This is a genomic window from Knoellia pratensis (assembly GCF_042666395.1).
GTDB classification, from domain to species: Bacteria; Actinomycetota; Actinomycetes; order Actinomycetales; family Dermatophilaceae; genus Knoellia; species Knoellia pratensis.
The window spans coordinates 489,631-514,881 of record NZ_JBHTDJ010000002.1 but is presented as its reverse complement, the minus strand read 5'-3'; the positions used below and the strand labels follow the sequence as shown (position 1 = coordinate 514,881).

Annotated in this window: 24 protein-coding genes; 4 read left to right on the top strand and 20 right to left on the bottom strand. The window is 68.8% G+C overall.

All coding sequences use genetic code 11. The features are described from left to right. Positions 1 to 73: 73 nt before the first annotated feature. The 7 genes from ACFQRE_RS09595 to ACFQRE_RS09565 form a co-directional block, all read right to left on the bottom strand. A complete protein-coding gene (locus tag ACFQRE_RS09595) occupies positions 74 to 859 on the bottom strand; it encodes a hypothetical protein (RefSeq protein WP_380121556.1) in 786 nt (261 codons plus the stop codon). Then, positions 856 to 1,785: a hypothetical protein gene (locus tag ACFQRE_RS09590; protein ID WP_380121554.1), complete on the bottom strand. Its 930-nt coding sequence runs from the start codon at positions 1,783 to 1,785 to the stop codon at positions 856 to 858. The genes ACFQRE_RS09595 and ACFQRE_RS09590 overlap by 4 nt, the downstream gene beginning before the upstream one ends. Before the next feature lie 179 nt (positions 1,786 to 1,964). Next, positions 1,965 to 3,170: an endonuclease/exonuclease/phosphatase family protein gene (locus ACFQRE_RS09585; RefSeq protein ID WP_380121552.1), complete on the bottom strand. Its 1,206-nt coding sequence runs from the start codon at positions 3,168 to 3,170 to the stop codon at positions 1,965 to 1,967. A 43-nt stretch (positions 3,171 to 3,213) separates the two neighbouring features. Then, on the bottom strand, positions 3,214 to 3,588 hold the full coding sequence (locus ACFQRE_RS09580; protein ID WP_380121550.1) for a hypothetical protein: 375 nt from the start codon (positions 3,586 to 3,588) through the stop codon (positions 3,214 to 3,216). A gap of 82 nt (positions 3,589 to 3,670) precedes the next feature. Beyond that, on the bottom strand, positions 3,671 to 4,132 hold the full coding sequence (locus tag ACFQRE_RS09575; RefSeq protein ID WP_380121547.1) for a VOC family protein: 462 nt from the start codon (positions 4,130 to 4,132) through the stop codon (positions 3,671 to 3,673). Between the two features lie 36 nt (positions 4,133 to 4,168). Beyond that, a complete protein-coding gene (locus ACFQRE_RS09570; protein ID WP_380121544.1) occupies positions 4,169 to 4,645 on the bottom strand; it encodes a GNAT family N-acetyltransferase in 477 nt (158 codons plus the stop codon). A 45-nt stretch (positions 4,646 to 4,690) separates the two neighbouring features. Next, positions 4,691 to 6,679 (bottom strand): TIGR03960 family B12-binding radical SAM protein, encoded by a 1,989-nt coding sequence (locus ACFQRE_RS09565; protein WP_380121542.1) that lies wholly within the window; start codon positions 6,677 to 6,679, stop codon positions 4,691 to 4,693. A 57-nt stretch (positions 6,680 to 6,736) separates the two neighbouring features. On the opposite strand from ACFQRE_RS09565, the gene ACFQRE_RS09560 reads away from it, so the two are divergent. Continuing rightward, a complete protein-coding gene (locus ACFQRE_RS09560) occupies positions 6,737 to 7,339 on the top strand; it encodes a protein-L-isoaspartate O-methyltransferase family protein (protein WP_380121539.1) in 603 nt (200 codons plus the stop codon). A 37-nt stretch (positions 7,340 to 7,376) separates the two neighbouring features. Here the strand turns inward: ACFQRE_RS09560 and ACFQRE_RS09555 are convergent, their stop codons facing one another. Together ACFQRE_RS09555 and ACFQRE_RS09550 are read right to left on the bottom strand one after the other, a co-directional pair. Continuing rightward, entirely contained in the window at positions 7,377 to 9,266 is a 1,890-nt protein-coding gene (locus ACFQRE_RS09555) for an AMP-dependent synthetase/ligase (protein WP_380121537.1), read from the bottom strand. A gap of 129 nt (positions 9,267 to 9,395) precedes the next feature. Beyond that, positions 9,396 to 9,902, bottom strand: coding sequence for a DUF4442 domain-containing protein (locus ACFQRE_RS09550; RefSeq protein WP_380121535.1), 507 nt, complete (start codon positions 9,900 to 9,902; stop codon positions 9,396 to 9,398). A gap of 79 nt (positions 9,903 to 9,981) precedes the next feature. Between ACFQRE_RS09550 and ACFQRE_RS09545 the strand changes: the two genes are divergently transcribed. Beyond that, the gene (locus ACFQRE_RS09545) at positions 9,982 to 10,575 is read left to right on the top strand and encodes a TetR/AcrR family transcriptional regulator (RefSeq protein WP_380121533.1); all 594 of its coding nucleotides are present in this window, start codon (positions 9,982 to 9,984) and stop codon (positions 10,573 to 10,575) included. Here the strand turns inward: ACFQRE_RS09545 and ACFQRE_RS09540 are convergent. From ACFQRE_RS09540 to rimP, 9 genes are all read right to left on the bottom strand, one after another. Continuing rightward, positions 10,572 to 11,714 (bottom strand): FtsW/RodA/SpoVE family cell cycle protein, encoded by a 1,143-nt coding sequence (locus tag ACFQRE_RS09540; RefSeq protein WP_380121530.1) that lies wholly within the window; start codon positions 11,712 to 11,714, stop codon positions 10,572 to 10,574. The two genes, ACFQRE_RS09545 and ACFQRE_RS09540, sit on opposite strands and share 4 nt — an antisense overlap. Beyond that, positions 11,681 to 12,640, bottom strand: coding sequence for a bifunctional riboflavin kinase/FAD synthetase (locus ACFQRE_RS09535; protein ID WP_380121528.1), 960 nt, complete (start codon positions 12,638 to 12,640; stop codon positions 11,681 to 11,683). The genes ACFQRE_RS09540 and ACFQRE_RS09535 overlap by 34 nt, the downstream gene beginning before the upstream one ends. Before the next feature lie 10 nt (positions 12,641 to 12,650). Beyond that, positions 12,651 to 13,580 (bottom strand): tRNA pseudouridine(55) synthase TruB, encoded by a 930-nt coding sequence (truB, locus tag ACFQRE_RS09530; protein WP_380121526.1) that lies wholly within the window; start codon positions 13,578 to 13,580, stop codon positions 12,651 to 12,653. Then, a complete protein-coding gene (rbfA, locus tag ACFQRE_RS09525) occupies positions 13,577 to 14,101 on the bottom strand; it encodes a 30S ribosome-binding factor RbfA (protein ID WP_380121524.1) in 525 nt (174 codons plus the stop codon). Before rbfA ends, truB begins: the two co-directional genes overlap by 4 nt. Before the next feature lie 75 nt (positions 14,102 to 14,176). After that, positions 14,177 to 15,091, bottom strand: a complete 915-nt coding sequence (locus ACFQRE_RS09520; protein WP_380121522.1) for a DUF4262 domain-containing protein — start codon at positions 15,089 to 15,091, stop codon at positions 14,177 to 14,179. A 218-nt stretch (positions 15,092 to 15,309) separates the two neighbouring features. Continuing rightward, positions 15,310 to 18,279, bottom strand: coding sequence for a translation initiation factor IF-2 (gene infB, locus ACFQRE_RS09515; protein ID WP_380121519.1), 2,970 nt, complete (start codon positions 18,277 to 18,279; stop codon positions 15,310 to 15,312). A gap of 126 nt (positions 18,280 to 18,405) precedes the next feature. After that, a complete protein-coding gene (locus ACFQRE_RS09510; protein WP_380121647.1) occupies positions 18,406 to 18,696 on the bottom strand; it encodes a YlxR family protein in 291 nt (96 codons plus the stop codon). A gap of 86 nt (positions 18,697 to 18,782) precedes the next feature. Next, positions 18,783 to 19,991 carry a transcription termination factor NusA gene (gene nusA / locus ACFQRE_RS09505; protein ID WP_380121517.1) on the bottom strand — a complete coding sequence of 403 codons (1,209 nt, stop codon included), beginning with the start codon at positions 19,989 to 19,991 and terminating at the stop codon, positions 18,783 to 18,785. A gap of 2 nt (positions 19,992 to 19,993) precedes the next feature. Then, positions 19,994 to 20,638 (bottom strand): ribosome maturation factor RimP, encoded by a 645-nt coding sequence (gene rimP / locus ACFQRE_RS09500; protein ID WP_380121515.1) that lies wholly within the window; start codon positions 20,636 to 20,638, stop codon positions 19,994 to 19,996. A gap of 113 nt (positions 20,639 to 20,751) precedes the next feature. Here rimP and ACFQRE_RS09495 point away from each other — a divergent pair, with 113 nt between their 5' ends. Continuing rightward, on the top strand, positions 20,752 to 21,795 hold the full coding sequence (locus tag ACFQRE_RS09495; RefSeq protein WP_380121513.1) for a hypothetical protein: 1,044 nt from the start codon (positions 20,752 to 20,754) through the stop codon (positions 21,793 to 21,795). A 50-nt stretch (positions 21,796 to 21,845) separates the two neighbouring features. Beyond that, positions 21,846 to 22,718: an aminoglycoside phosphotransferase family protein gene (locus tag ACFQRE_RS09490; protein ID WP_380121511.1), complete on the top strand. Its 873-nt coding sequence runs from the start codon at positions 21,846 to 21,848 to the stop codon at positions 22,716 to 22,718. A gap of 41 nt (positions 22,719 to 22,759) precedes the next feature. On the opposite strand, the gene ACFQRE_RS09485 is transcribed toward ACFQRE_RS09490, so the two are convergent. Together ACFQRE_RS09485 and ACFQRE_RS09480 are read right to left on the bottom strand one after the other, a co-directional pair. After that, positions 22,760 to 23,443: a response regulator gene (locus ACFQRE_RS09485; RefSeq protein ID WP_380121509.1), complete on the bottom strand. Its 684-nt coding sequence runs from the start codon at positions 23,441 to 23,443 to the stop codon at positions 22,760 to 22,762. Continuing rightward, positions 23,436 to 25,079: a sensor histidine kinase gene (locus ACFQRE_RS09480; RefSeq protein WP_380121507.1), complete on the bottom strand. Its 1,644-nt coding sequence runs from the start codon at positions 25,077 to 25,079 to the stop codon at positions 23,436 to 23,438. Before ACFQRE_RS09480 ends, ACFQRE_RS09485 begins: the two co-directional genes overlap by 8 nt. Positions 25,080 to 25,251: the final 172 nt, after the last annotated feature.

Sequence of the window (25,251 nt, the reverse complement as noted above, 5' to 3'; positions counted from 1 at the left end):
GTCCGCCCAGCCTATTTCAAGGCTGGGCAAGCCCCGTCCACGCCAGACCGTGTATGCCGCGCGGTCCGGTTGCTCAGCCGCCCACCGGTGCTGCAGGCCACGGCTTGAGGAACTCGTCCACGTTGGTGAAGCCGTTGGCGGGGCCACCGGCATTCGTCACCCGGACGGACTGCGTCACCGCCAGCCGCAGCGCATCCTTGGCGTCGACATATGAGTCGTAGGCGGTCCACGGGTGTTCCCCGGCCGAGTGGAGGTGGGTCAGCTGACCACACGGGTAGGCGCCCTGGGGCGACAGCGAGTACCCGCCCGAGTTGAGGCTCAGCGGCGGCGCCTTGTAGTGGGTGAGGCTGCCTGCGAGCGTCCCCATGGCCGCCTCAAGATCGGCGAAGAACTTCTGGCCTGCCTCCGCGATGGCGTGAGCTGCACTCTGCATCGTGCTGCAGCCGGTGACGGCGTAGTCGGCCGCGGAGCACATCGTGGGGACCACCTTGCGGTAGGCGTTACCCGCCGGACCTTCCCAGGATGAGACGGCAGGGAACTTGCCCTCGTCCGTGTCGAGGGACGCATCGAGGGCGTGCCCGGTCGCCGTCTTCCACTGGCCCGAGCGCGTACGCAGTTGACCGATCCACTCCGTGTCATCGATGTACTCGTCGATGTAGCCCTTGACGACCCCGACACGGTCGGCGTACTCGTGCCAGGACCGGCCGCCATCCTGTCCGTCGACGTACTGGTCACCCATGCACTTCGGGTGGCCGTTGACGTAGGCGAGGTACTCACCCTGGATGTGGTCCACATAGGTGGTCAAGGTCGTGCGGTACTGCTTGAGCTGGGCCACGGATGTCGCCAGGGACTGGGTCATGGGCGTGCCTCCGTCTGGACGGGCTGGGATGCGGGCGCCCTCTCGGGCACGGCGGTCGGGACGGGCCGATCTGCGACACCGTCGGCCAGCGTCACGTCACGCAACTCGGACACGTCGCCACCCTGGACGTCCAGGAAGACCACGTGGGGCTGGCCATCACGCATCTCGACGACCGCGTAGTCAGCCCCGGCGGGGAGCGGGCGGCTCCACTCGGTCTGCGGGACCTGCGGCAGCGGTTCCTGCGCGCCGCTTCCGGCGACGACCCGAGCCTCGGGCTGGGTGGCGACGTCGCTCTGCCAACTGCTGCCCTTGCCCCCGGGACCTGCATTCGCGTCAGTGTCGACATAGGTGATCTGGGGTTCACCGTTCACCATCGTCACGACGATGCGATCGGCGCGCTGTGGGATCCGTTCGACGTCGCGGCCGTCCACCCTCGTGGACTCCCCGGGCTCCATCGCGCGCGGCGACCACGTCACTTCGCCTGTCTGCGGGTCGACGTGACGGTCGAACGTGATCTCGCGGTCCTTGGGGTCGGTGGGCATCGCCTGCTGACTCATGAGTTCGGCGTAGTGGTCCTTGCCCTTTCCCCCCGCGTCGTGGTCGGAGCCGCTGCCTCCCGCACTCTCGCGTCCGGCGCCGGTCACACGCTTGCCCGCGTCCTCGTCGTTCCCCTTGGTGCGCGTGTTGTTGGCGTTGACATTGGTCGCCATCGCTCCGAGCCGCTGTTCACCGGTGACGATCGACGCCCGAACAGCCTTGTCCGCGATCGCGTAGTTCTCACCGACCGAGTCCTCGAAACGACCAAACTTGATGCTCAGGGCCGGAACTGCTGCCACGGCTTTCCCGAGCGAGTCCGAGGCCCCCGACCACAGGCTGGCATCTGCGTCCATGTGATCGGGAACCACATGGAACTTCACATCTCCCACGACAACCCCGTCCTCTCGCCCGGATTCAGCGTCCCCCGCCGAACCTCTTCACTGAGATTAGGCGCGCAGCAGCGCGCTGTGCCATGGGGAGCACTCCCCGTCCCAGAGCCACAGACGCAGGTATGCCGTGGCACCCGACGGGTGCCACGGCATACCGAAAGGCTTGTCGTCCGGGACGATCAGCGCAAGGTGACGTCCGCCCAGACGAGACGGTGGTCGCTCGTCGGGAACGGGAAGACACCTGTGAGACGGAAGAGCGGGTCGGCCTGGACCGGCCAGAACACCCCGGCGTCGTTCACCGAGAAGCTCTTGGACAGGAGCGTGTAGTCGACGCGAAGGTTGCCGGGCGCACTGTCCGAGAAGTCGGCCGTGTCGTACTTGGGGTCGCCCTTGTGGGTGAGGTTCGCGCCTCGCTGGAGCTGCGACGCCTCGACGGCGCCTTCGGACGTGGCCTGCGGGTCGGTGATCCGCTTGTTCTCGAGCAGCTGGTGGATGGCCCCGCCAAAGGAGTCACCGTCGAGCGGGTCGGCGTTGTAGTCGCCGAGGATGACGAAGCTCGAGCTCGGGTTGAGCCCGCCGCGAGCGCCCTGGTCGTCGTAGATGTAGCCACCCTGGCCGGGGGTGACGTAGTCGGCCCAGAAGCGGATCTCGTCGTGGTTGCGACGACCGTTGCGGTCCTCGGGGCCGTCGAAGCTCGGCGGTGTGGGGTGGGCAGCGAGGACGTGGACGGTGCGCTTGCCGACCGTCACGGGGATGTCCCAGTGCGACTTGCTCGAGAGGCGGAAGATGTCCTGCTCCTGCGGCGAGTACCAGTTCGTGGGAAGGACATTGCCGGGCATGTCCTTCCAGAGGAAGTGCTGGAACGTGCGGATGCCGTCGGTCTGGATCGGGTACTTGGACAGGACGACCATGCCGTACTGACCGGGGAAGAGCCCGAAGCCGAACGCGTCGTCGCCGCCGCCGATGGTGCCGTCGTTGTTGAGGTCGAAGCCGCTCGGGACACCGGTGTTGACCGGGGCCGTGTAGGCGTAGGGGTAGTCGACCGCAGCCGCGCCGTTGTGGGCGACCTCGAGGTAGTTGTCGCGGAAGAGGTCGACCGCGGTGCCGCCCTCGACGTAGTCGAACTCGTTGAGGAGGACGACGTCAGGGTTGGCGCGCTGGATGACCTCGGCGACGGCCTTGGCCTGGGCGTTGTCGGGCGTCGACAGGTCGCGCACGAGCTGGCCCGCGGTGCCGCGGTTGAGCGAGAGGTTGTAGGTCGCGACGCGCAGGTCCTGACCGTTGCCGGGCCGGGCCGGAGCGCCGGACGCGGAGGTGGCCGCGGTTAGTGGCGCCAGGGTGAGCAGGGCTGCGGCGCCGATGATGACGGCTCGAGCAAAGTGCATGGGGTGTTCCTTCGTCAGGGATCCAGAGTGCCCCTCAACCTAGTCACGGGCGAGGGCTGGATGCCGATCCGAAGGTGAATGACTCGTGAACCTGTGCGCCGAGTCGGCCGCTCGCCCGTGGCGTGACATCGCGTCGCCGGATGACGATGTCGACGATGACGAGGTTGATGGCGATGGCGAGCCACTGGGCGTACGGAGTGGCCGCAGTGATGGCCTCACCCGTGCCCGCCTGGGAGAACGTGAGCTGTACGGCGACCAGCGCTCCCCCGACGACGAGAGCCGTGAGCGGGACGCAAGTGACGGCATACAGGCGGGTCGTCCACCGTCGCGCGACCCGGGCGCTCCCCCGTTGTCGCGCCTGCAGGCCGAACACCGCGACGACGAGCCACACGAGCGTGAGGACGGCGAACCAGATCATGGAGCCAGCCTCGCGACTGGTGCTCGTCAGGGGAATCGGGAGCAACCCCGAGTGGTCCCTGACCAGTCCCTCAGGCGCGCGCTCAGTCGAGGCAGAACTCGTTGCCCTCGGGATCGACCATGACGATGAAGCCGGCCTCCATGGGCGGCTGAGGCTCGAACCGGCGGATTCGCTGCGCACCCAGGCCGATGAGCCGCGCGCACTCGGCCTCCAGTGCCGCCATGCGTGCGTCGCCGTCGAGACCGGGCGCGGCCCGGACGTCGAGGTGCACCCGGTTCTTGGCCGCCTTGTCCTCCGGCACCTGCTGGAAGAAGACGCGCGGCCCATTGCCGTCGGGGTCCTCGATGGCGGACCGGGAGTTGTGCTGTGACTCGGGCACGCCGAGCTTGGTGAGGAACTCTTCCCACGCCTCGAACGGGTCGGCGCCCTCGGGCAGCTCCACACCGGGCGGGCCAGGAATGAGGTAACCGAGCGCTTCGGCCCAGAACCGCGACAGTGCGGCTGGGTCATGGGCATCAAACGTGACCTGGATCGTGCGGCTCATGACTTCAGCGTGGCACCGCCCACCGACAAGGGCACGTCACAGGTCGAGGCGCATGAGGTCGTCGGCAGCGCGGAATCCGAGCGAGGCGTAGAACGGGATCGACACCTCGCTCGGCGCCAGCACGATCCGGACCATCCCCTCGGCGCGAGCCCATTGGACGATCGCGTTCATGAGGTCCGCCGCGATGCCCCGCCGACGGTTTTCCGGGAGAACGAAGACGTTGGCGACGTAGAGCCACCGCGCCGATCCCGTTCCCGGGACCGGCATGCGTTCGAAGATGGCGGCGTTCGCCATGCCGATGGGTATGCCGTCCCCTCCCCTCACGATCCATGCTCGCCTTGAGGCACCGTTGCGTTCCCACCAGGTGCGGAACTCCTCGGGGAGACCGGCGGCCTCGGCGTCAGAGGAGGCCGGCTTCCAGGCGAGGCGCAGCGCGATGAGGTCAGCGACAGCAGGGCGGTCGTCAATGACGTGACGGGTCGGGGGTTCTGTGACCTGTCGGGGTGGACCCAACGCCCGACTCGTCACAGAAGCCCCGACTGGTCGCCCCGACATCGGTCAGGCGTGGGTGTGCTCGGCCATGGCGGCCTTGCCGGCGCCGAGGATCGTGAGGGGCAGGAGGACCTTGCCGGTCGGGCCGACCTCGATCTCGGTGCCCAGCTGCGGGCACACGCCGCAGTCGAAGCAGGGAGTCCAACGGCAGTCGTCGACCTCGGTCTCGTCGAGCGAGTCGAGCCAGTCCTGCCAGAGCCATTCCTTGTCGAGGCCGGAGTCGACGACGTCCCAGGGCAGGACCTCGGACTCCTCGCGCTCGCGCGTCGTGTACCAGTCGACGTCGATCGGCCACTCGCTCGCGGCAAAGGCCTTGTCGGCGGCGGTCATCCACTTCTCGTAGGAGAAGTGCTCGCTCCAGCCGTCGAAGCGCCCACCGTCACGCCACACCTGCTCGATGACGGCACCGACCCGACGGTCACCGCGCGAAAGCAGTCCTTCGACGATGCCGGGCTTGCCGTCGTGGTAGCGGAAACCGATGGACGAGCCGAAGCGGCGGTCGGCGCGGATGGCATCGCGCAGCTTGGTGAGTCGGGCGTCGGTCTCGTCGGCCGACAGCTGCGCGACCCACTGGAACGGCGTGTGCGGCTTGGGCACGAACCCACCGATCGACACGGTGCAGCGGATGTCCTTGCGGCCGCTGACCTGACGCCCGGTCTCGATGACCCTCTTGGCGAGCTCGGCGATCTGGAGCACGTCCTCGTCGGTCTCGGTCGGCAGGCCGCACATGAAGTAGAGCTTGACGTTGCGCCAGCCCGCGCCGTAGGCCGCCGACACGGTCTTGATGAGGTCCTCTTCGGTGACCATCTTGTTGATGACCTTGCGGATGCGCTCGCTGCCACCCTCGGGCGCGAAGGTCAGCCCGGAGCGGCGACCGTTGCGGGTGAGCTCGTTGGCAAGGTCGATGTTGAAGGCGTCGACGCGCGTCGAGGGCAGGGACAGTCCGGTCTGGGTGCCTTCGTAGCGATCGGCCAGCCCCTTGGTGAGCTCGGCGATCTCGGAGTGGTCGGCGCTGCTCAGCGACAGGAGACCAACCTCTTCGAATCCCGTTGCGGCGAGGCCCTTTTCGACCATCTCGCCGATGCCGGTGATGGAGCGCTCGCGCACCGGGCGGGTGATCATGCCGGCCTGGCAGAAGCGGCAGCCACGGGTGCAGCCACGGAAGATCTCGACCGACATGCGCTCGTGCACCGACTCGGCGAGCGGCACGAGCGGCTGCTTCGGGTACGGCCACGCGTCGAGGTCCATGACGGTGTGCTTCGAGACGCGCCATGGCACACCCGGCTCGGTTGGCGCGATGCGCTGGATCCGTCCGTCCGCCAAATAGGACACGTCATAGAACCCGGGCACATAGACCCCGCCCGTCTTCGCCAGGCGCAGGAGCAGCTCACGCCGGCCTCCCGGCATACCCTCGCGTTTCCACGCATTGACGAGGCCGGTGACCATGAGGACGGCCTCCTCGCCGTCACCGATGATCGCGGCGTCGATGAAGTCGGCGATCGTCTCCGGGTTGAACGCCGCGTGCCCGCCAGCGATGACGATGGGGTCTCCGTCGACGCGGTCGCGCGCGTGCAGCGGGATGCCGCCGAGGTCGAGCGCCGTGAGGAGGTTGGTGTAGCCCAGCTCGGTCGAGAACGACACCCCGAGGACGTCGAAGTCACCAATCGCGCGGTGCGCGTCGACGGTGAACTGCGGGACCCCCTCGGAACGCATGAGGGCCTCCATGTCGGGCCACACGGCATACGTGCGCTCGCAGAGGACACCGTCACGCTCGTTGAGGACTTCGTACAGGATCATCGAGCCCTGGTTGGGGACACCGACCTCGTAGGCGTCGGGGTACATGAGCGCCCAGCGGACGGTGTTCTCGCCGCCGCAGTCCCAGTCCTTGACGGTCGAGTTGAGCTCGCCACCGACGTACTGGATCGGCTTGCTCACCTGCTCGAGCAGGGGCTCGAGCGCGGGGAACAGGGAGTCGCCAGCAGTACGGGTGTGCATGGACCAAGGGTACGTTCGCAGCGCGGCAGTGCCCAAAGTCGCGTGCACACTGGGGTGGTGGACGTCCGGGAACAGGTGGCGGAGGCGATGGCCGCGAGGCCGCGCCGGGACTTCCTGCCCCTGCGTGAACGCCGGCACGCGGGTCGTGACGGGCCGTTACCGATCGGGTACGGCCAGACGAACTCCCAGCCCCGCACCGTCGCCGCCATGCTCGAACTCCTGCACGTCCGCCCCGGTGATCGGGTCCTCGACGTCGGTGCTGGCTCGGGATGGACGACCGCGTTGCTCGCGCACCTCACCGGCCCGAACGGTTCGGTGATCGGCGTCGAGCGGCTGCCCGAACTCCGCAAGGTCGGCGCGGCCAACCTCGACCGAGCGGGTATGCCGTGGGCTCACCTCACGCTCGCGACTCCGGGAGTCCTGGGGTCACCGGGCGACGGGCCCTTCGACCGGATCCTCGTGTCGGCGGAGGCGCGAACCCTCCCCCGGGCGCTCGTCGACCAGCTCGTGCCCGGTGGCGTCATGGTCATCCCCGTGCTCGGGTGGATGCACAAGGTCACGCGCGACCCGGGATTCGACCGGGACGGCACCGCCACCGGCGACGCCCGGGTGGAGATTCACGGGGCCTACCGCTTCGTCCCCCTCATCGAGGACCGATGAGGGGGACGAAGGTGGTGACCCAAGGGGCGGCTGTGTCTCAGCTGCCGGCGTAGTGGGCGTCGAGCGTGTCCTGGTAGCGCTCCGTCACGACCTTGCGCTTGAGCTTCAGGCTCGGGGTGAGCTCGCCGCTGTCGACCGTGAGGTCGGAGTCGAGGATCGAGAACTTCTTGATCGTCTCCCACCGGTTGAGCCCGGCGTTGAGCTCGTCGACGTAGCCCTGGACCATCTCGTGGGCCTTGTCGGAGGTCGCGATCTCGGCGTAGGTGCGCTCGCCCAGCCCGTTGGACGCCGCCCAGCCCTGGATGGCGTCCGGGTCGAGGGTGACGAGCGCGGAGACGAAGTTGCGGTCCGCGCCATAGACGAGGAACTGGCTCACGTAGGGGCACAGTCCCTTGAAGGACGACTCGATGACCGACGGCGCGACGTACTTGCCCCCGGAGGTCTTGAAGAGGTCCTTCTTGCGGTCGGTGATCCTGAGGAAGCCGCGATCGTCGATCTCACCGATGTCGCCCGTGTGGAACCACCCGTCGGCCGTGAGAACCTCGGCCGTGGCCTCGGGGTTGTTGTGATAGCCGTCCATGATGTGCTCGCCACGGAGCAGCAGCTCACCGTCCTCAGCGATACGAGCCTCGGACCCCGGGAAGGGCCATCCGACCGACCCATACTTCAGGGCGCCCGGTCGCACGATGAACGCGCCAGCGGTGGACTCGGTCAGGCCGTAGCCCTCGAGGATCGGCAGGCCCATCGAGTCGAACCAGCGAGCGATGTCCTGGTTCAGAGCCGCCGAACCTGAGATGAAGTAGCGGATCTTGCCGCCGAAGCGCTCGCGGATCTTGCTCATGATGATCTTGTCGGCGAGACCGTGCTTGACGGCGAGCAGGCCGCTCGGCTCCTTGCCCTGCTCGCGCAGCTCGCTGACCTCGCGGCCGACGCCACCGGCCCAGTTGAAGAGCTTGAGCTTGGCCCCACCCTCCTGCTCCATCATCAGGCTGATCCGACCGTAGGCCTTCTCGAAGATGCGCGGGGCAGCACCCATGAGGGTCGGGTGCACGACGGCGAGGTTGTCCACGATCTTGTCGATCCGGCCGTCGATGGCCGTCGTCAGACCCGTCTGGAGGGGAACGGTGAGCAGCACCTTGCCGAAGATGTGGGCCAGGGGCAGCCAGAGGTACTGCAGGTCGTCCTCCCTCAGCAGTCCTGCCGCATGCATCGCGGCAGCCTCGTAGACGAAGCTCTTGTGCTTGAGCCGGACTCCCTTGGGTCGACCTGTCGTGCCCGACGTGTAGATGATCGTGGCAAGACGGTCAGGGGTGATGGCGTCGATGCGCTCGTCGATGAGGCCGGGGTCGCGCTGGAGGCCGGAACGTCCCAGACCCTCGAGGCTGTCGAGGGAGATGACCCAGTCATCCTCACCGCTGGCGGCCTCGGGATCGAAGGTCACGACCTTGCTGACTCCGGGGATCTGGCTCTGGATGCGGCGCAGCTTGGCGACCTGCTCGGCGTTCTCGGCAAAGACGACCTTGCTCAGGGAGTCACTGAGGATGAAGGCGACGTCATCATCGATCGTGGTGGGGTAGATCGTCGTGGTGACGCCACCGCACACCATGATCGCGAGGTCGGCGACGGCCCACTCGTAGCAGGTGCCGGACGCGATTCCCACGCGCTCCTCGGGTCCGACGCCGAGGGCGACGAGCCCGGCGCCGATGGCGTTGACCCTGGTCTGCAGCTCGGCCCACGCGACGTTGACCCACTCGTCCGCACCGTCCGCTCCCGCGCCGACCTTCGCGTACATGAAGGCGGCCTTGTCGGGACTGAGTGCGACACGTTCGCGGAAGAGATGCGCAACGCTCTGCGAACGCTCATTGAAGATGTGCTCATCGATCGCCTCGTCGGAGGCCGTGTGGATCTGGGGGGTGGCACTGGGCATCGCGGGCATCCTCGTCATTGGGGAAGTCGTGGCCGGATACTCCCACAAATCCCCCATCGCCCGCGCTCACTCACAACAAATGTGACCCGCGGGTAATACGCCGCACCTCAGGCACGCCTCACCCGCCCGTCAGCCGGACATCGCCAACCGGCTCGTGGCCCTGCGCTTGAGGCGGACGTAGAGCTGCTTGCGCACCTGGGCCACGATCTCGCCGGAGTCGTCGAGGACGTCCGTCTCGCACCAGCGCAACACCTTGTCGCCGCCGCTGGCCGCTTCGCGCAACTCGTCGATCAGCTCGTCGGTGACCTCGAAGTCCGCGTGCAGCCGCCCTCGACCCGGCCTGACAAATCGCACCTCGGCGGCCTGGTCCCAGACGATGTAGTCCTCGCCCAACGAGCGCAGCGTGAGGAACATCCAGAACGGGTCGGTCATCGCGAAGATCGAGCCGCCGAACTGGGTCCCGACGTAGTTGCGCGTGAGCGGATTGCTCGCGAGCTCGACGCGGGCCCGACGAAAGTCCGGACTCAGATCGGTCACGCGGATCCTGGCGAAGGCAAACGGCGGCCAGACGTTGAGGCCGTGGCGCAGGAGCGCAGAGCTCCCGCCGATCGACTTCCAGCTGGGGAGCGCAACCATGACAAGACCTTCCACCTGAGTTAACATCACACTGTTATACAAAATGAGCATAACACCGTGATGAAGGAGGAGGAAGCCCATGCGCACTCCCCGGACAACCTCCGACGAGGTGGTGCGCGCCGCCGCCACGCTTCTTGCCACGCAGGGCCCCTCTGCCCTCAGCGCACGTCGCCTCGCGAGGGAGCTCGGCACGTCGACGATGACCGTCTACACCCACTTCGGCAGCATGACCGACCTCGTGCGGGCCGTCGTCGCGGAAGGCTTCCGCCAGCTCGACCTCCACCTCGACGATCTCCCCGTCACGGACGACCCGCGCGCCGACCTCGTGGCCGTCGCCCGCGCCTACCGCGCGAACGGACTCGAGAACCCGCAGCTGTATGCCGTGATGTTCGGCGGGATCGCTGGTGACAGCTCACCCCTGACCCCCGAAGACCGCCGAGTCGGGGAGAACTCGCTCACCAAGCTCCAAGCCGCCACCCAGCGAGCCGTGGCCGCCGGTTTCCTGCCCGAACCGAGTCACCCGTGGGAACACGCCCGCCGCATGTGGGCGGTGGCCCACGGCTTCGTCAGTCTCGAGCTCGCCGGACTGCTCGGCTCCCCCGAACGCGCCGAGGCCTCGTTCCTGGCTGTCGTGGACGCCCTCCTCTCCCACGACAGCGACAAGGCGAGCTAGACGCGGTCGCGGTGCCCCGCGGCATACGCCGCATTGACGACACCGATGGCGAGCCAGGATGCGAACATCGACGACCCGCCGTAGGAGACGAAGGGCAGAGGCAGTCCGGTCACGGGCATGACGCCGAGGTTCATCCCGACGTTCTGGAAGACCTGGAAGGCGAGCCACGTGCCCACGCCCACGCCCACGAACCGCCCGAACGCGTCACCCGCACGCCCGGCGACGACGAAGACGCGGATCACGATGAAGGACAACAGGATGAGCAGCCCAGCGGCCCCGATGAAGCCGAGCTCCTCCCCCGCAACCGAGAAGATGAAGTCGTTGAGCTGATAGGGGATGAAGCCGCCCTGGGTCTGACGACCCTCCATGAAGCCCTGCCCGTTCCAACCGCCGGAGCCGATCGCGAGCCGCACCTGACGGGTCTGGTAGCCGATGCCCTGTGGGTCGGCGCTCGGGTTGGCAAAGGACAGCAGGCGATCACGCTGGTAGTCGCTGAGCAGGGGCGTTGTCAGGGCCGCCACGACGAGGCCCACGGCCACCAACCCCACCCCGGCGATCCAACGACGCGGCGCACCCGCGATCGCGATGACGACGAAGGCCAGCGCCCCGAGGACGATGGCCGAGCCGAGGTCGGGCTGCAGCATGATGAGCGCGACCGGCACCGCAGCGAGCACCCAACCGAGCACGACATCACGGCTGCTCGGAGCGACCTGCCGCTCCCACCGGTCGGCGAAGACGAACGCGAGCACGAGCGCCAACCCGATCTTGGCGAACTCGGACGGCTGCACGGTGAAGCCGGCGACGACCGGGATCCACGAGCGGGACCCGTTGATCGTCACCCCGAGCGGCGTGAGGACCGCGATGAGTCCCAGGAGCGAGAGGCCGTAGAGCCACGGTGCGATGAGGCGCAAACCTTGGTGCCCCAGACGGGTCACGCCGACGGCGAGCCCGACGCCGATGACCGTGTTGAGCAGATGACGGAACAGGTATGCCGTGCCGGCAGATTCGTGGGTGGCGGACCACACGAGCAGCGCGCCGACGACCGATGTGCCGGCGGCCCCGACGAGGAGGCCGAGGTCCTGGCGGAGCCACCGGCCTCGAAGGCTCAGTGGACGATCTGGGTGAGCACCGCGCGGCACTGCTCGACGTCCTTGGCCATGGCGACGAGGAGGTCGTCGATGCTGTCGAACCGCAGGGTCGGGCGGATGTGCTCGACGAACTCGACGACAACGCGCTCGTCATAGAGGTCGAGGTCGTCGCGGTCGAGGACGTAGGCCTCCACCGTGCGGCGGTCCTTGGTGTCGAAGGTCGGGTTGGTGCCGATGGAGATCGCGGCCGGCATCGTGCGGTCGGGCTCCCCGGGGTCGAGATCGAGGCGGGTCAGCCAACCGGCATAGACACCTTCGGCGGGGACGAGGCCAGCGGAGTCGGGCGACAGGTTGGCCGTGGGGAAGCCGAGTTCGCGGCCCCGGTGGTGGCCGTGCACGACAGTGCCGACGACACGGTGGGGGCGACCCAGCACACGGGCTGCGGCAGCGACGTCGCCGTCGGCCAACGCAGTACGCACCGACGTCGAGGACCAGCGCTCACCGTCGCCGACATCCTCGAGCGCGATGACCTCGAAGCCGTAGGTCTCACCGAGCTCACGCAGCGTCGCGACGTCACCGGAGTTCTTGTGGCCGAAGCGAGTGTCGACGCCCACGACGACCACCTTGGCCCGGAGACCGTCGACGAAGGTGCCCTGGACGAACTCCTGCGGCGACTGCTGCGCGAATTCCTTGGTGAACTCCAGGACAAGCAGACCGTCGAGGCCGGTCGCCTCGAGCAGGTCATCGCGAACCGCGCTCGGCGTGATGACCTCGGGGGCACGGTCGGGGTGCAGCACGGCGAGGGGGTGAGGGTCGAAGGTCACCGCGACGGCAGGCAGCCCGCGCTCACCACCGATCTCGACGAGGCGCGACAGCACCGCCTTGTGCCCGCGGTGGACGCCGTCGAAGTTGCCGAGCGTGACGACACAGGGCGCCAGCTCGTCGGGCGTCTCGGCGGGATCGGTGAAGCGGTGCACGGTGGACACTCTACGAACTCGCCGGAGCGAAGACGACGTGGCTCCGCGCTGTGGCCTTCGACTCGTCGAGCATCGCGACAAGTGAGCCGTCGGGAGCGAACGCGGCCACGGCCTCGAGACGCCCGGGCTCGGCGGAGGGGAGCTTCTGTCCGTAGCCGATGGTGCGGGCCTCGTCGTCGCTGAGCTCGCGTGCCACGAACCCGGCCCGCGCCGCGTCGGCGAGCGGGATGACCGGCATCGGCTCCCCTTGACGTGCCTCCAGGTCAGACAGGGCGTATGCCGTGTCGAGACTGAATCCTCCGACGCGCGTGCGTCGCAGGGCGGTGAGGTGGCCAGCCGAACCCAGGGCCGTTCCGAGGTCGCGGGCGAGGGCGCGGACGTAGGTTCCGGAGGACACGGTGACCTCAACGTCCACGTCGATGATCGCGAGTTCGTTCCCGTCATCGCCGGTGAGCGTCGAGCGGCGAACCTCACCAATCTCGAAGCGGGACACCGTCACTGGCCGCGCGGGTAGATCGACGGACTCCCCCGCCCGGGCTCGGTGGTAGGACCGCTGGCCCTTGACCTTGATCGCGCTCACCGAGCTGGGAACCTGCTGGATGGCACCGGTGAGGGTCGCGACGGCTGCGGCGATGCTGTCGTCGGCCAGGTCCGCAGCACCGGGGGCGCTGGTCACCTCACCCTCCGCGTCATCGGTGAGCGTGGCCTGCCCGAGACGGATCGTCGCGGTGTAGTCCTTGTCGACGCCGACGAGGAAGGTCAGCAGCTTGGTGGCTCGACCGACACCGAGGACGAGCACGCCCGTAGCCATCGGGTCGAGCGTCCCGGCGTGCCCCACCTTGCGGGTGTTGCACAACCGCCTGGCGCGCGCCACGACGTCGTGGCTCGTCCACTCGCTCGGCTTGTCGACGACGAGGAGCCCGTCGACCGTCTCGCTCACGCGCGGTCGGTGTCGCTGGTCTGCGTGTCCCGGATCTGGGCGTCCGCGTCCGCGCTCACGGGGGCGACGTCGTCCTCGTCATCATCTTCGTCGTCGGCCGGCTCGTCGTCGTGACGATAGGGGTCGGCGTCGCCGGCGTGGGTGGCCCCGGCCGCAGCAGCCGCCACGGCGGCGTCGCGCTCGCGCGCCTCACGCAGGAGGTCCTCGAGGTGGGCCGCCGTCTCGGGGATCGCGTCGGCGATGAACTCGAGCGACGGGGTGAGCCGGATGCCGAGGTTCTTGCCGACGTGGCTGCGCAGCTTGCCGCGGTTCTCCTCGAGCAGGTACGTGGTCTTCGCCCTCTGGGCGTCGTCACCGAAGACGGTGTAGAAGACCGACGCGTGCTGGAGGTCGTTGGTCACCCGGACATCGGTGATCGTCACGAAACCGAGGTCGGGGTCCTTGATGATCGAGCCCAGTCCTGCGGCGATGAGGGTCTTGATGCGGTCGGCGACCTTGCGGGCGCGAGCGGCGTCAGCCACGACAACTCCTTCTAGATGTTTGGTGGTGCCCGCACACACTATGCGCCCGATGGGGTGTCGGCCGCATGGCTCCGGTCAGGCCAGCGGCTCGATTGTCCACTCGCTGTCGGTCGAGATGCGAAATGCCTCTTCGTCGAGCCCCAGGCTGCTGAGCGCCCGCAGACTTGGCGCCGAGCGGACCAGGTGCGCGAGGTGCACCATGCGCATCTCTGAGGTGTCGTGGCCGTCGGCGCCGCAGTGGATGCTCCAGTCCTCGCCGCGCGTCTCTTCGAGCTCGCGCGCCACCCACAGGATGGCTTCGCCGTCCTCCACCACGTGCACGCAGGAGAACGCCATGCGCTCCGGTGGAACGGGAAAATCCCATGATGGATCAACGTCCACTCCGCCGGTGTGCCGGATGGGGGCGCGCCACTCGGGTGGCTGGCGCTCGTTGAGCACGCTCGGTGCCCCCGGCTGCCAGGCAAACAGGCCCGCCACGCTGGGCCACACGATGGCCAGGGCTTCGGGCCTGCGTCGGTGGAACCATCCCGACCACGTCACGGTCTCTCGCAGCGCGTCGTCCGTCACCTGTTCGACGACGACAGGAACACCCGCCAGCACGTCTTCAAGGACGTCGCCAGGCGCAAGTCGTCGGCCCTGCATCACCCTGCGGGTCAGGTCGTTGAGAGCACGATGCATCACCTCCGGGTCCAGCCCGGAGATGAGGAGCTCGGGGTGTCCGCACCGGTGGCCGAGACCGACGGTGTAGGCGAATGAGGGCGAGCCGTCGGCGTCGTGACCCTCGTCCCCGTGAGCCACGTGGTCGTGATCGGTGTGTTCGCAACGTACGTCATCCGAGACCAGACTCACCTGCCAGCCGTGCTGCAGGACCGTATCGATGGTCCGGCGCTCATCCTCGTCGTAGGCCGGATCCGGACGACACACCTGGCAGTCGCAGCCGTCAGCTGCCGGCACCGGACCCATCCACTCCGAAGTCCCGCGGTCGGTCATGGCTCCCCCTCGTTGCTCGGCCTGCGCCACGACGAGCAGCGCACGATCACTGTAGATCGACCGGCCGACAGCGCTCGGCGAGACGGCCCAGAAAGGCGAGCGGCCGGCATACCGAGAAAGTCGGTATGCCGGCCGGTCACGTCCTTCTTCACGACCTATTGCGCTTTCTTGTCACTCGTCGCTGGGCTCCTCATGACAAGAAGGCGCAATAAGTCGTCTCAGGCCCGGGGCTTCTCTCGCATTTCGTACGTGGCGATGAGGTCGCCGATCTGCAGGTCGTTGTAGGACCCCAGGTTGATACCGCACTCGAAGCCGTCGCGGACCTCGGTGACGTCATCCTTGAACCGGCGCAGGCCGGCGATCTCGACGTTCTCGGACACCACGACACCGGCACGCGTGATGCGTGACCTGGTGCCGCGCTTGATCTCGCCGCTGCGCACGATCGATCCGGCGATGTTGCCGAACTTGCTCGAGCGGAAGATCTCGCGGATCTCGGCGGTGCCGAGCTCGACCTCTTCGTACTCGGGCTTGAGCATGCCCTTGAGGGACTGCTCGATCTCCTCGATGGCCTGGTAGATCACCGAGTAGTAGCGGATCTCGACGCCTTCACGCTCGGCGTAGTCAGCGTTCAGGCCCTCGGCCCGGACGTTGAAGCCGATGATGATGGCGTTGGAGGCCACAGCCAGGTTGATGTTGTTCATCGTGATGGCACCGACGCCGCGGTCGATGATCCGCAGGTCGACGTCTTCACCCACATCGATCTGGAGGAGAGCGTCCTCGAGGGCTTCGACAGAACCCGACACGTCACCCTTGAGGATGAGGTTGAGGGTGTCGACCTTGCCCTGCGCGATCGCCTCGTTGAGGTCCTCGAGCGAGATGCGCTTGCGGGCCTTGGCCAGGCTGGCCTGACGATCGGCCGACTCGCGACGCTCCGCGATCTGGCGTGCGGTGCGGTCATCGGGCGCCACGACGAACGTGTCGCCTGCACGCGGGACCGAGGACAGACCAAGGACCTGGACCGGACGGGACGGGCCCGCCTCGGTGAGGTTGTTGCCGTGCTCGTCGAGCATGGCGCGAACGCGACCGTAGGAGCTGCCCGTGACGATGGCGTCACCGACGTGGAGCGTTCCGGACTGGATGAGGACCGTCGCGGTTGCACCACGACCCTTGTCGAGGTTGGCCTCGATCGCGACACCACGGGCGTCACGGTCGGGGTTGGCCCGCAGGTCGAGAGCGGCGTCCGCGGTGAGCAGGACGGCCTCGAGCAGTGCGTCGATGTTCTCGCCCTGCTTGGCCGAGACGTCGACGAACATCGTCTCGCCGCCGTACTCCTCGGCAACGAGGTTGTACTCGGTGAGCTGCTGACGGATCTTGGACGGGTTGGCGCCCTCGACGTCGATCTTGTTGACCGCGACGACGATCGGGACGTCGGCCGCCTGGGCGTGGTTGAGCGCCTCGATGGTCTGCGGCATGACGCCGTCGTCGGCTGCGACGACGAGGATCGCGATGTCCGTGACCTTCGCACCACGAGCACGCATGGCGGTGAACGCCTCGTGACCCGGGGTGTCGATGAAGGTGATCGGACGGTCGACGCCCTCGTGCTCCTTGTGGATCTGGTAGGCACCGATGTGCTGGGTGATGCCACCGGACTCGCCACCCGCGACGTTCTCGTTGCGGATCGCGTCCAGAAGTCGCGTCTTGCCGTGGTCGACGTGACCCATGACGGTCACGACCGGCGGGCGAGCCGCGAGGTCGTCCTCGTCCTCGGAGTCGACACCGATCTCGAGGTTGATGGAGAAGGCGTCGAACAACTCCTTCTCCTCCTCCTCCGGGGAGACCATGCGGATGTCGTAGCCGAGCTCGGCACCGAGCAGACGGAAGGTGTCCTCGTCGAGGCTCTGGGTCGCGGTCGCCATCTCACCGAGGTGGAACATGACGGTGACGAGCGAGCCCGGGCTGGCGTTGATCCTGTCGGCGAAGTCCGTGAGGGATGCACCCTGGCGCACCTGGATGATGGTCTTGCCATCACCACGGGGAACGCTCACGCCACCGATCGACGGTCCCTGCATCTCCTCGAACTCAGCGCGCTTGGCGCGCTTGGACTTGCGCGCGCGACCGGGACGGCCACCCCCGCGACCGAAGGCACCAGCAGTCGAGCCGCGACCGGCTCCACCACGGAAGCCACCGCCACCGGGACGACCGGCGAAGCCGCCGCCACCTGCACCGGGGCCGCCGCCGCCGGGGCGACCAGCGCCACCGGCGCCCGGTCGGCCACCGCGAGCAGCGCCGCCGGGACGCTCGCCCGGACGGGCGACCGCACTGGAGGACGGCATCATGCCGGGGCTGGGTCGTGCACCACCGGGACGGGGACCGGCTGTGCCGGCTCCTGCACCTGCGGCGCCACCGGGACGGGGTGCGCTGCGCGGACGCGGCATGCCCTGGCTCGGTGCGAACGGGTTGTTCCCGGGACGAGCGGAGCCGCCGCCTTCGCGACCGCCCTCGCGGCCAGACTCACGACCACCCTCGCGGGCGCCCTCACGGGGAGCCTCGCGGCCGGAGTCACGACCGCCATCGCGGCCCTGACGCATGCCCTGGCTGGGCGCGAACGGGTTGTTGCCGGGGCGCGGGGAACCCGCACCGGGGCGAGGAGCCGGGCGTGCGCCGGACTCGGGAGTTGCCCTCGCGGCCGGAGCCGACGGGGCGGGTGCTGCGGGAGCAGGCGCTGCCGGGGCAGGTGCTGCAGGAGCAGGTGCTGCAGGAGCAGGTGCTGCGGGGGCGGGTGCGGCCGGAGCCGGGGTCGCCGCAGCAGCGGGAGCGGGGGCGGTCGGGGCGGGAGCCGCCGGACCTGGAGCGGGCCGGCTGGCTGCCGGGGCGGGAGCCGCCGACGGGGCCTTCGGGCCCGGGGAGGCCGGCGCGGAGCCGGACTCGGGGGATGCAGCCTGCGCAGGTGCTGCCGGCGGGGCCGGTGCGGCCGGGGCGGGTGCCTTCTGCGCGGCCGGCTTGGCCGCGTCGGGGGCTGCGGCGGGCGCGGCATACGGGAACTTCTCCGTGTAGCGACGCACGACGGGTGCCTCGACGGTCGAGGACGCCGACTTGACGTACTCGCCCATCTCATTGAGGCGTTCGAGGAGGACCTTGCTGGTCACTCCTGCTTCTTTGGCGAGTGCACTGACTCGAACCTTTGCCACGTTTCTCCTTCTTCTGGTCCCTGCGACCTGACGAAGCAGAAATCGCGGACCGCTAACTTGGGGGGGAGCTCATTACTGAGTTCTCATCGGATGCTCATCAGCGTCAAACCACTCTCTAGTTCAGAGTTACGGTCGGTTCCCTGGGGATGGTTGGTTGGTTGTTTGCTCGTGGGTCGCGATCCACTCCGCCACGGCTTCGGTGTCCAGAGGCGCGCTGACTCGCAGCGCACGCCCGAACGCCCGTCGTCGGACGGCGAGGTCGAAACAGTCTCCGGTGGGATGCAGCCATGCGCCGCGCCCCGGAAGACACCGTCGAAGATCAGGAACGAGAGCCCCTGGACCTCCGACGACCACTCGCAGGAGTGCCGACCGGCTATCCGAGACTCGACATCCCACGCAGGTGCGCACTGGCTCCATCTTTGACGATGTATGCCGTGTGCTCGCCTCAGCGTGAGACGCCCGAGCCCGGAGTCCAGTCCGGTCGGTCCCGTCCACTCTAGCGCCTAGCGAGCGTCCGGCGCGTCACCGGACGGCTCAGCCGCACCCTGAGTGGCCCCGGCGGAGGGGTTGTCGGAGCGGATGTCGATGCGCCAGCCGGTGAGTTTGGCGGCAAGGCGGGCGTTCTGCCCCTCGCGACCGATCGCGAGGGAGAGCTGGTAGTCGGGGACGATGACCCGGGCCGCACGCAGCTGCCAGTCGACGATCTCGACCGACTGCACCCGTGAGGGGCTGAGCGCAGAGGCGATGAAGGACGCCGGATCCTCGCTGAAGTCGACGATGTCGATCTTCTCGCCGTGCAGCTCGGCCATGACGGCGCGCACGCGAGCACCCATCGGGCCGATGCAGGCGCCCTTGGCGTTGAGGCCCGCGACCTTGGTGTGCACCGCGATCTTGGTGCGGTGACCGGACTCACGGGCCAGGGCGGCGATCTCGACGCTGCCGTCGGCGATCTCGGGGACCTCGAGGGCGAAGAGCTTGCGCACGAGGTTGGGGTGGGTGCGTGACAGGCCGATCTGCGGTCCGCGCAGGCCACGCTTGACGCTCACGACGTAGACGCGCAGGCGCTGGCCGTGGACGTACTTCTCGCCGGGGACCTGCTCGGCCAGCGGCAGGATGCCCTCGACCGTGCCGAAGTCGACCGTGACGTGGCGCGGGTCCGGGCTCTGCTGGATGACGCCGGCGACGATGTCGCCCTCGCGACCCTTGAAGTCGCCCATGATCGCGTCGTCCTCGATGTCACGCAGGCGCTGGACGATGACCTGGCGGGCGGTCGCGGCCGCGACACGACCGAAGTCGGTCGGGGTGTCGTCGAACTCAGGGCCGTACTCGCGGCGCATGCGCGGGGCCGGACGCTCGACGGGAGACTCCACGACGGGTGCCTCGGCGTCGGCGTCGTCACCTTCCGCGTCACCTTCCGGTTCCGTTGCGTCTGCGGAATCGGTGGCTGGGGCAGCCACCTCCGCAGACACTGCGTCAGCAGTGGGCTCGGCGGGGGCTGTGGGCTCCTCCTCGACGGGAACCTCGAACTCCTCGCGGGCCCAGATCGTCACGTGCCCGGTCTTGCGGTCGAGCTCGGCGCGCGAGTTGCGGTAGGCCCCGTCGGTGCGCTGGTAGGCGAGGAGGAGGGCCTGCTCGATCGCGGGGATGAGCACGTCGAGCGAGATGTCGCGCTCGCGCTCGACTCCCCGCAGGACGGCGAGATCGATGTCCATGGTCAGTTCTCCTTGTGCGAGGTCAGGTCAACGGTGTCGGCGCCGGTGCCCACATCGTGGGCATCGGGATCGGATGCAGGGTCGGTGTCGTCTGAAAGGTCCGCGTCGTCCGAGAGGTCCGCGTCGTCCGAGGTGCCGGCGTCGTCCTTGCGCGAGAACTCGACCTGCACATCGGCGCGGTCGATCGCGGCATACGTGAAGATCTCGTCGCGCTCGGGCGTCTTCTTGACGGCGGGGATCTGCAACGTGAGGTCGTCGTCGCCGGCGCGGACGATGCGGCCGGTGACGGGCTCGCCGTCACGCGGGGTCAGCACCACGAGGCGGCCGACGTTGCGACGGAAGTGCGAGGCCGCGGTCAGCGGGCGTGAGACACCGGGCGAGGTGACCTCGAGCGTGTAGGGCTGCTCACCGAGCACGTCGGACTCGTCGAGGGCGTCGCTCACGGTGCGCGTGGCACTGGCGATCTCGTCGAGCGAGAGGGAAGGGAGAGTCTGCGTGACGTCGCCCGTGACCTCAAGGGCCCGGTCCACGACGACCCTGACGACGCGGCGGCGGCCGGCGGGAGTCACGACGACCTCTTCGAGGACGACTCCCGAACCGTGCAGTGCACCGTCAATCAGCTCTTGCACTCCGGTGTCCCGGGTCATCGGTCTCCCTCTCTATAGTTCTCGAGCCGCGGTGGCCGTTGTCGTAGCCGCTGCAGCGACGCCCACTCTAGCCGGGCAGGGCCGTGCGCTTCCACGCGTGCGAGGATGCCGCCATGCGTGACGTCACCTCGACGGGCCCGACCCCGTCCCGGCGCCTCGTGACGGCGGGGGCCCTCGGAACGGTCGTTGCCGTCCTCTCGGGGTGCGGTATCCGGCTCGAGGACGATGCTCCGCGCGTTCCCCTCGTGCCGACCCGGTCCCGGATCGACGGCGAGGAGGCACTCCTGGGCCTTCTCGCGGCGCTGGAGTATGCCGCCCTGGCACCCGTCGATCCCAAGGTGGCGATCTCGTCCCGGCTGGCTCCCCTGCACCAGCGTCAGGCCACGGTCCTCCACGACGCCCTGCGCCAAAGGGGCGTCCCGGAGGGTGAGCTGCCCTCGGCCACCCCTTCACCGACACCGTCGGCCAGCGTGTCAGTGTCTGTCACCCCACCGTCTGTCACCCCGCCGGCAACGCCCTCAGCCTCAGCCTCACCGTCCGTCCCCGTGGCGCCCGCAACGCTGGCCACGGTCGAAGGCTCGATCGTCACGGCGGGCCGGGGTTGCCAAGGGGCCGAAGCCGAGCTGCGTCCAACCCTCCTCGCCGTGCTGGCCCAGGCCCACGCGGCCCTCGACCTCGCCGGACCCACCCGCGCCGCGGCAACGCCGACTCCCTCTGCATCACCCTCCGCCACACAGGGATGGTCGACTCCCTCGGTTCTCGTGCCCCTCATCACGGCGGTGCGCACGGCGAGCTACTTCCTCGAGGTTGCGGCCGCCCGCTCGGACCTCGCCACCCGCAAGGTCTGGGTCGCGCACCTGGCCGAACTCCACTCCCTCACCGCCGAGCTGGTCGACGGGGCCGGCGAGGCTGCACCGGCGCCAGAACTCGGTCGGGTGCTCCCCCACCCCGTGACGACACCCGCTCAGGCCGCCACCTTGGCCACTGAGGCCCTGACGACGTTGCTCGGCGCGTTCGGCGAGGCGCTCCCGACGCTCAGCGCCCCGGACGCAGATGCCGGCACCGTGTTTGCGACGGTTCCCCATTGGCTCGGCACCGTGGCAGCGCTGGCCCAGCGACACGGCATACCCCTCTCGGCCTTTCCCGGGCTCGCGTGAGCGAAGGTCGCCGGTCCGGTCCCCACGCCCCGTCGGAGTGGCTCACCTGGATGAGCCGTCTCCCCTCGGAAGGCGGACCGACGGGCGCAGACTGGGTCCGCGACGTCGATCGCCTCGCCCGCGAGTGCCTCGACGAGTGGGGCCTCTCCCTTGCGGGCGAGCCGATGACCGGGTGGACTGCGGTCGTGCACCCCGTGGTTCGTCGTGACGACCCGGACGGCGAGCAGCTCGTCCTCAAGATCGGTTGGCCGCACGTGGAGTCGGCGCAGGAGCACCTTGCCCTGCGGGCGTGGGATGGACATGGTGCCGTGAGGCTCGTCGCTGCGGACCCATCCCGTGGGGCCTTGCTGCTGGAACGGCTCGACTCGACGCGAGACCTCCAGATCGTTGACATCGACGAGGCGTGCGCGGCCATCGGCGGCCTGTATCGCGAGTTGCACGAGTCGGCACCACCCACGATCCGCACGGTTGCGGCGTACCTGGATCCCTATCTCACCCGGCTGCGCCAGCGCACGGACATCCCCCGACGGGTGGTCAGTCGGGTCACGGGCCTGGCTCGGGAACTTCTCGCGGAACCGGGGCCAAGAGTGCTCCTCCACACCGACCTGCACTTCCAGAACGTGCTCGCCGCCGATCGTGCGCCGTGGCTGTCCATCGACCCCAAGCCGCTGGCGGGCGCCGCTGGCTACGAGCTGCATCCGTTGTTGCGCAACAGGTTTGACGAGCTCGGCACTGGGGCCGCGATGCGCTGGTCGGTGCGTCATCGACTCGAGGTGACGTGTGACGCCGCGGGCCTCGACGAGGAGGTCGGGCGCCTGTGGTGCATCGTGCGCTGTGGCGTCGAGGTCCTCTGGGCTGCGGTCGACGGCGACGAGGCCGAGTTGTCCAAGAACCTCACCCTGCTCAAGGCCCTCGACGACTGACTGGCTGGCCGCTGGGCTCGCCGGCTGACTGTCTGGTGGCGTCAGGTGCGCCAGGCGTACTCGACCTCGGGACGACCCGCACCGGCGTAACGCGAGCGTCGAGTCGCGAGACCGCTGTCATGGAGGTGTTCGAGGTAGCGGCGCGCCGTCACCCTGCTCACACCCAGCTCGGCTGCGAGTTCACTGGCCGAACAGGCCTCCGGCGCGTTGCGCAGCGCTGAGACGACCCGGCCGAAGAGCTCCTCGGACATGCCCTTGGGCAGCGTGGCCGCGCGCGACGGCCGGACCGCGGCAAAGACCTCATCGACCTCGGCCTGTGTGCCGACCTCAGCTGTGGCCAGATGGGTCGCGCGGTAGTCGAGGTAGGCCTGCAGCCGATCACGCAGGGTGGCGAAGGCGAACGGCTTGAGGACGTACTGGACCACGCCGAGAGAGACCGCCGAACGCATGATGTCGAGATCACGCGCCGAGCTCACCGCGATGACGTCGGCTTTGTGGCCCGCAGCCCTCATGGCCCGAACGATCTCGAGACCGTGACGATCGGGCAGGTTCATGTCGAGGAGGACGACGTCGATCGCGTTCTCCTGCAACGCTCTCAGCGCTTCCTGACCAGTCGCAGCCATGGCCGCGACGACGAAGCCGGGCACCGCGTTGACGCAGGTCGCGTGAGCTTCGGCGGCCACGGGTTCGTCCTCCACGACGAGGACACGCAGGGGCTCAGGCATCAGCGCTCCCCAGATCGGAACGCGCTGCGGCAAGCGGGAGGCGGACGGCGAATCGCGCACCGGGAGGGCCCGTGACCTCGAGGGAACCACCCAATCGCTCGATCGTCTGGGCGACGAGTGCGAGCCCGATCCCCCGGCGACCCGCGCTGCCCTCACCCTTCGTGCTGAAGCCGCGACGGAAGACCAGCTCGACCGTGTCCTCGGGCAGACCCGGACCCGAGTCGGCGACCTCGAGGATGAGCGTGTGGGTGCCGACATCGGCATCGGCAGCGGTGTCGGCATTCCGCTCGACCCGGGCGTCGACGTCGACCCGCCGCTCGGCGCCGGGGTTGCCGGTGGTCACCGCGTCGAAGGCGTTGTCGATGAGGTTGCCGACGATGGTGACGACGTCGCGAACGGGCACGGCACCGGAGGGCCACTCGGCACCCGGTGCAATGCGCAGGTCGATGCCGCGCTCACTCGCCTGCGCGCTCTTGCCGACGAGCAGCGCCGCGAGCGCGGGCTCCGTGACGGCGGCGACGACGTCGTCGGCGAGCTGCTGGGTGACCGCGAGCTCGTCGGTCGCGAACTCGAGGGCGCGCTCGGTGTGCCCGAGCTCAATGAGCGAGACGATCGTGTGGATCCGGTTGGCCGACTCGTGGGCCTGCGACCGCAGCGCCTCCGTGATGCCGCGGGCCGAGTCGAGCTCGCCGGTGAGGTGCTCGAGGTCGGTGCGGTCGCGCAAGGTCGCCACGGTTCCGAGGCGCCGGCCCTCCCACATCGCCGGAGCCGTGCCGAGCACGAGGACCCGGGCTTCCGTGACGTGGAGCTCGTCCTCGCGGCGCTCCCCGTCGGAGAGGGCCGCTGTGAGTGCGGGAGCGAGCCCGAGCTCGGCGAGCGGACGACCGGTCGCGCCGTCTGGGAGGCCGAGCAACCGGACCGCCTCGTCGTTGGCGAGCTGTAGCCGACCCTTGTCGTCGACGAGCAGCAGACCCTCGGTGACGGCGTGGAGGACGGCGTCGTAGTACTCGTACATCTCGCGCAGCTGGGCCTCGCCCAGCCCGAGGGTCTGGCGTCGGGTGCGCCGGGAGACGAGTCCGGTGCCGATTCCGGAGAGCAGCGCCGCGGCGGCTCCGGCGACGAGCAGGGCGGGGAGCTGCGCCTGGACCGCCTTGGACAGTTCGGTGCGCCTGATCCCGACGGAGACGAGGCCGACGACGGTGCCGGCATCGGAGTGGACCGGGACGACGACCCGACGCGAGGGCCCCAGGGTGCCGGTGTAGTCCTCGACGACCTCACCCCCACGCAGGGCCCCATCGATGTGACCGAGGAAGCGCTGGCCGACTTGTCGAGGGTCGGGGTGGGACAGTCGCACGGCACTCGTCGTCATGACGACGACGAAGTCGGTCTGGGTCGCGCGGCGGACCTCTTCGGCAAACTCCTGCACGGGTGACGTCGGAGCCGGAGCGACGGGAGCCGTCACCGTCAGCGCATCGACCACCTCTGGGGTCGACGCCACCGTGCGCGCCACGGACATCGCGCGCGACGTCGCCTCCTGCGTCTGGGCCCGCCGTGCCTGGACGTAGGCCGCGACCAACCCGACCGCGACGACCAGCAGCGCCACGCCCACCTGCAGCACGAACGTCTGCGTGGCCACGCTCCACCGCGAAGGTGAGGTGCCCGCGCGAGGCGACCTCACCGGCATACCCAGGAAATCGGTCGGCGGGGCACCCGCATGAGGGAATCCCGGCACTCAATGAACACAAGCGTGACCCTAGTCACTCCCGCCAGCAGACTCAGGGTCGCTCACCAGATCCGGAACCACCGGG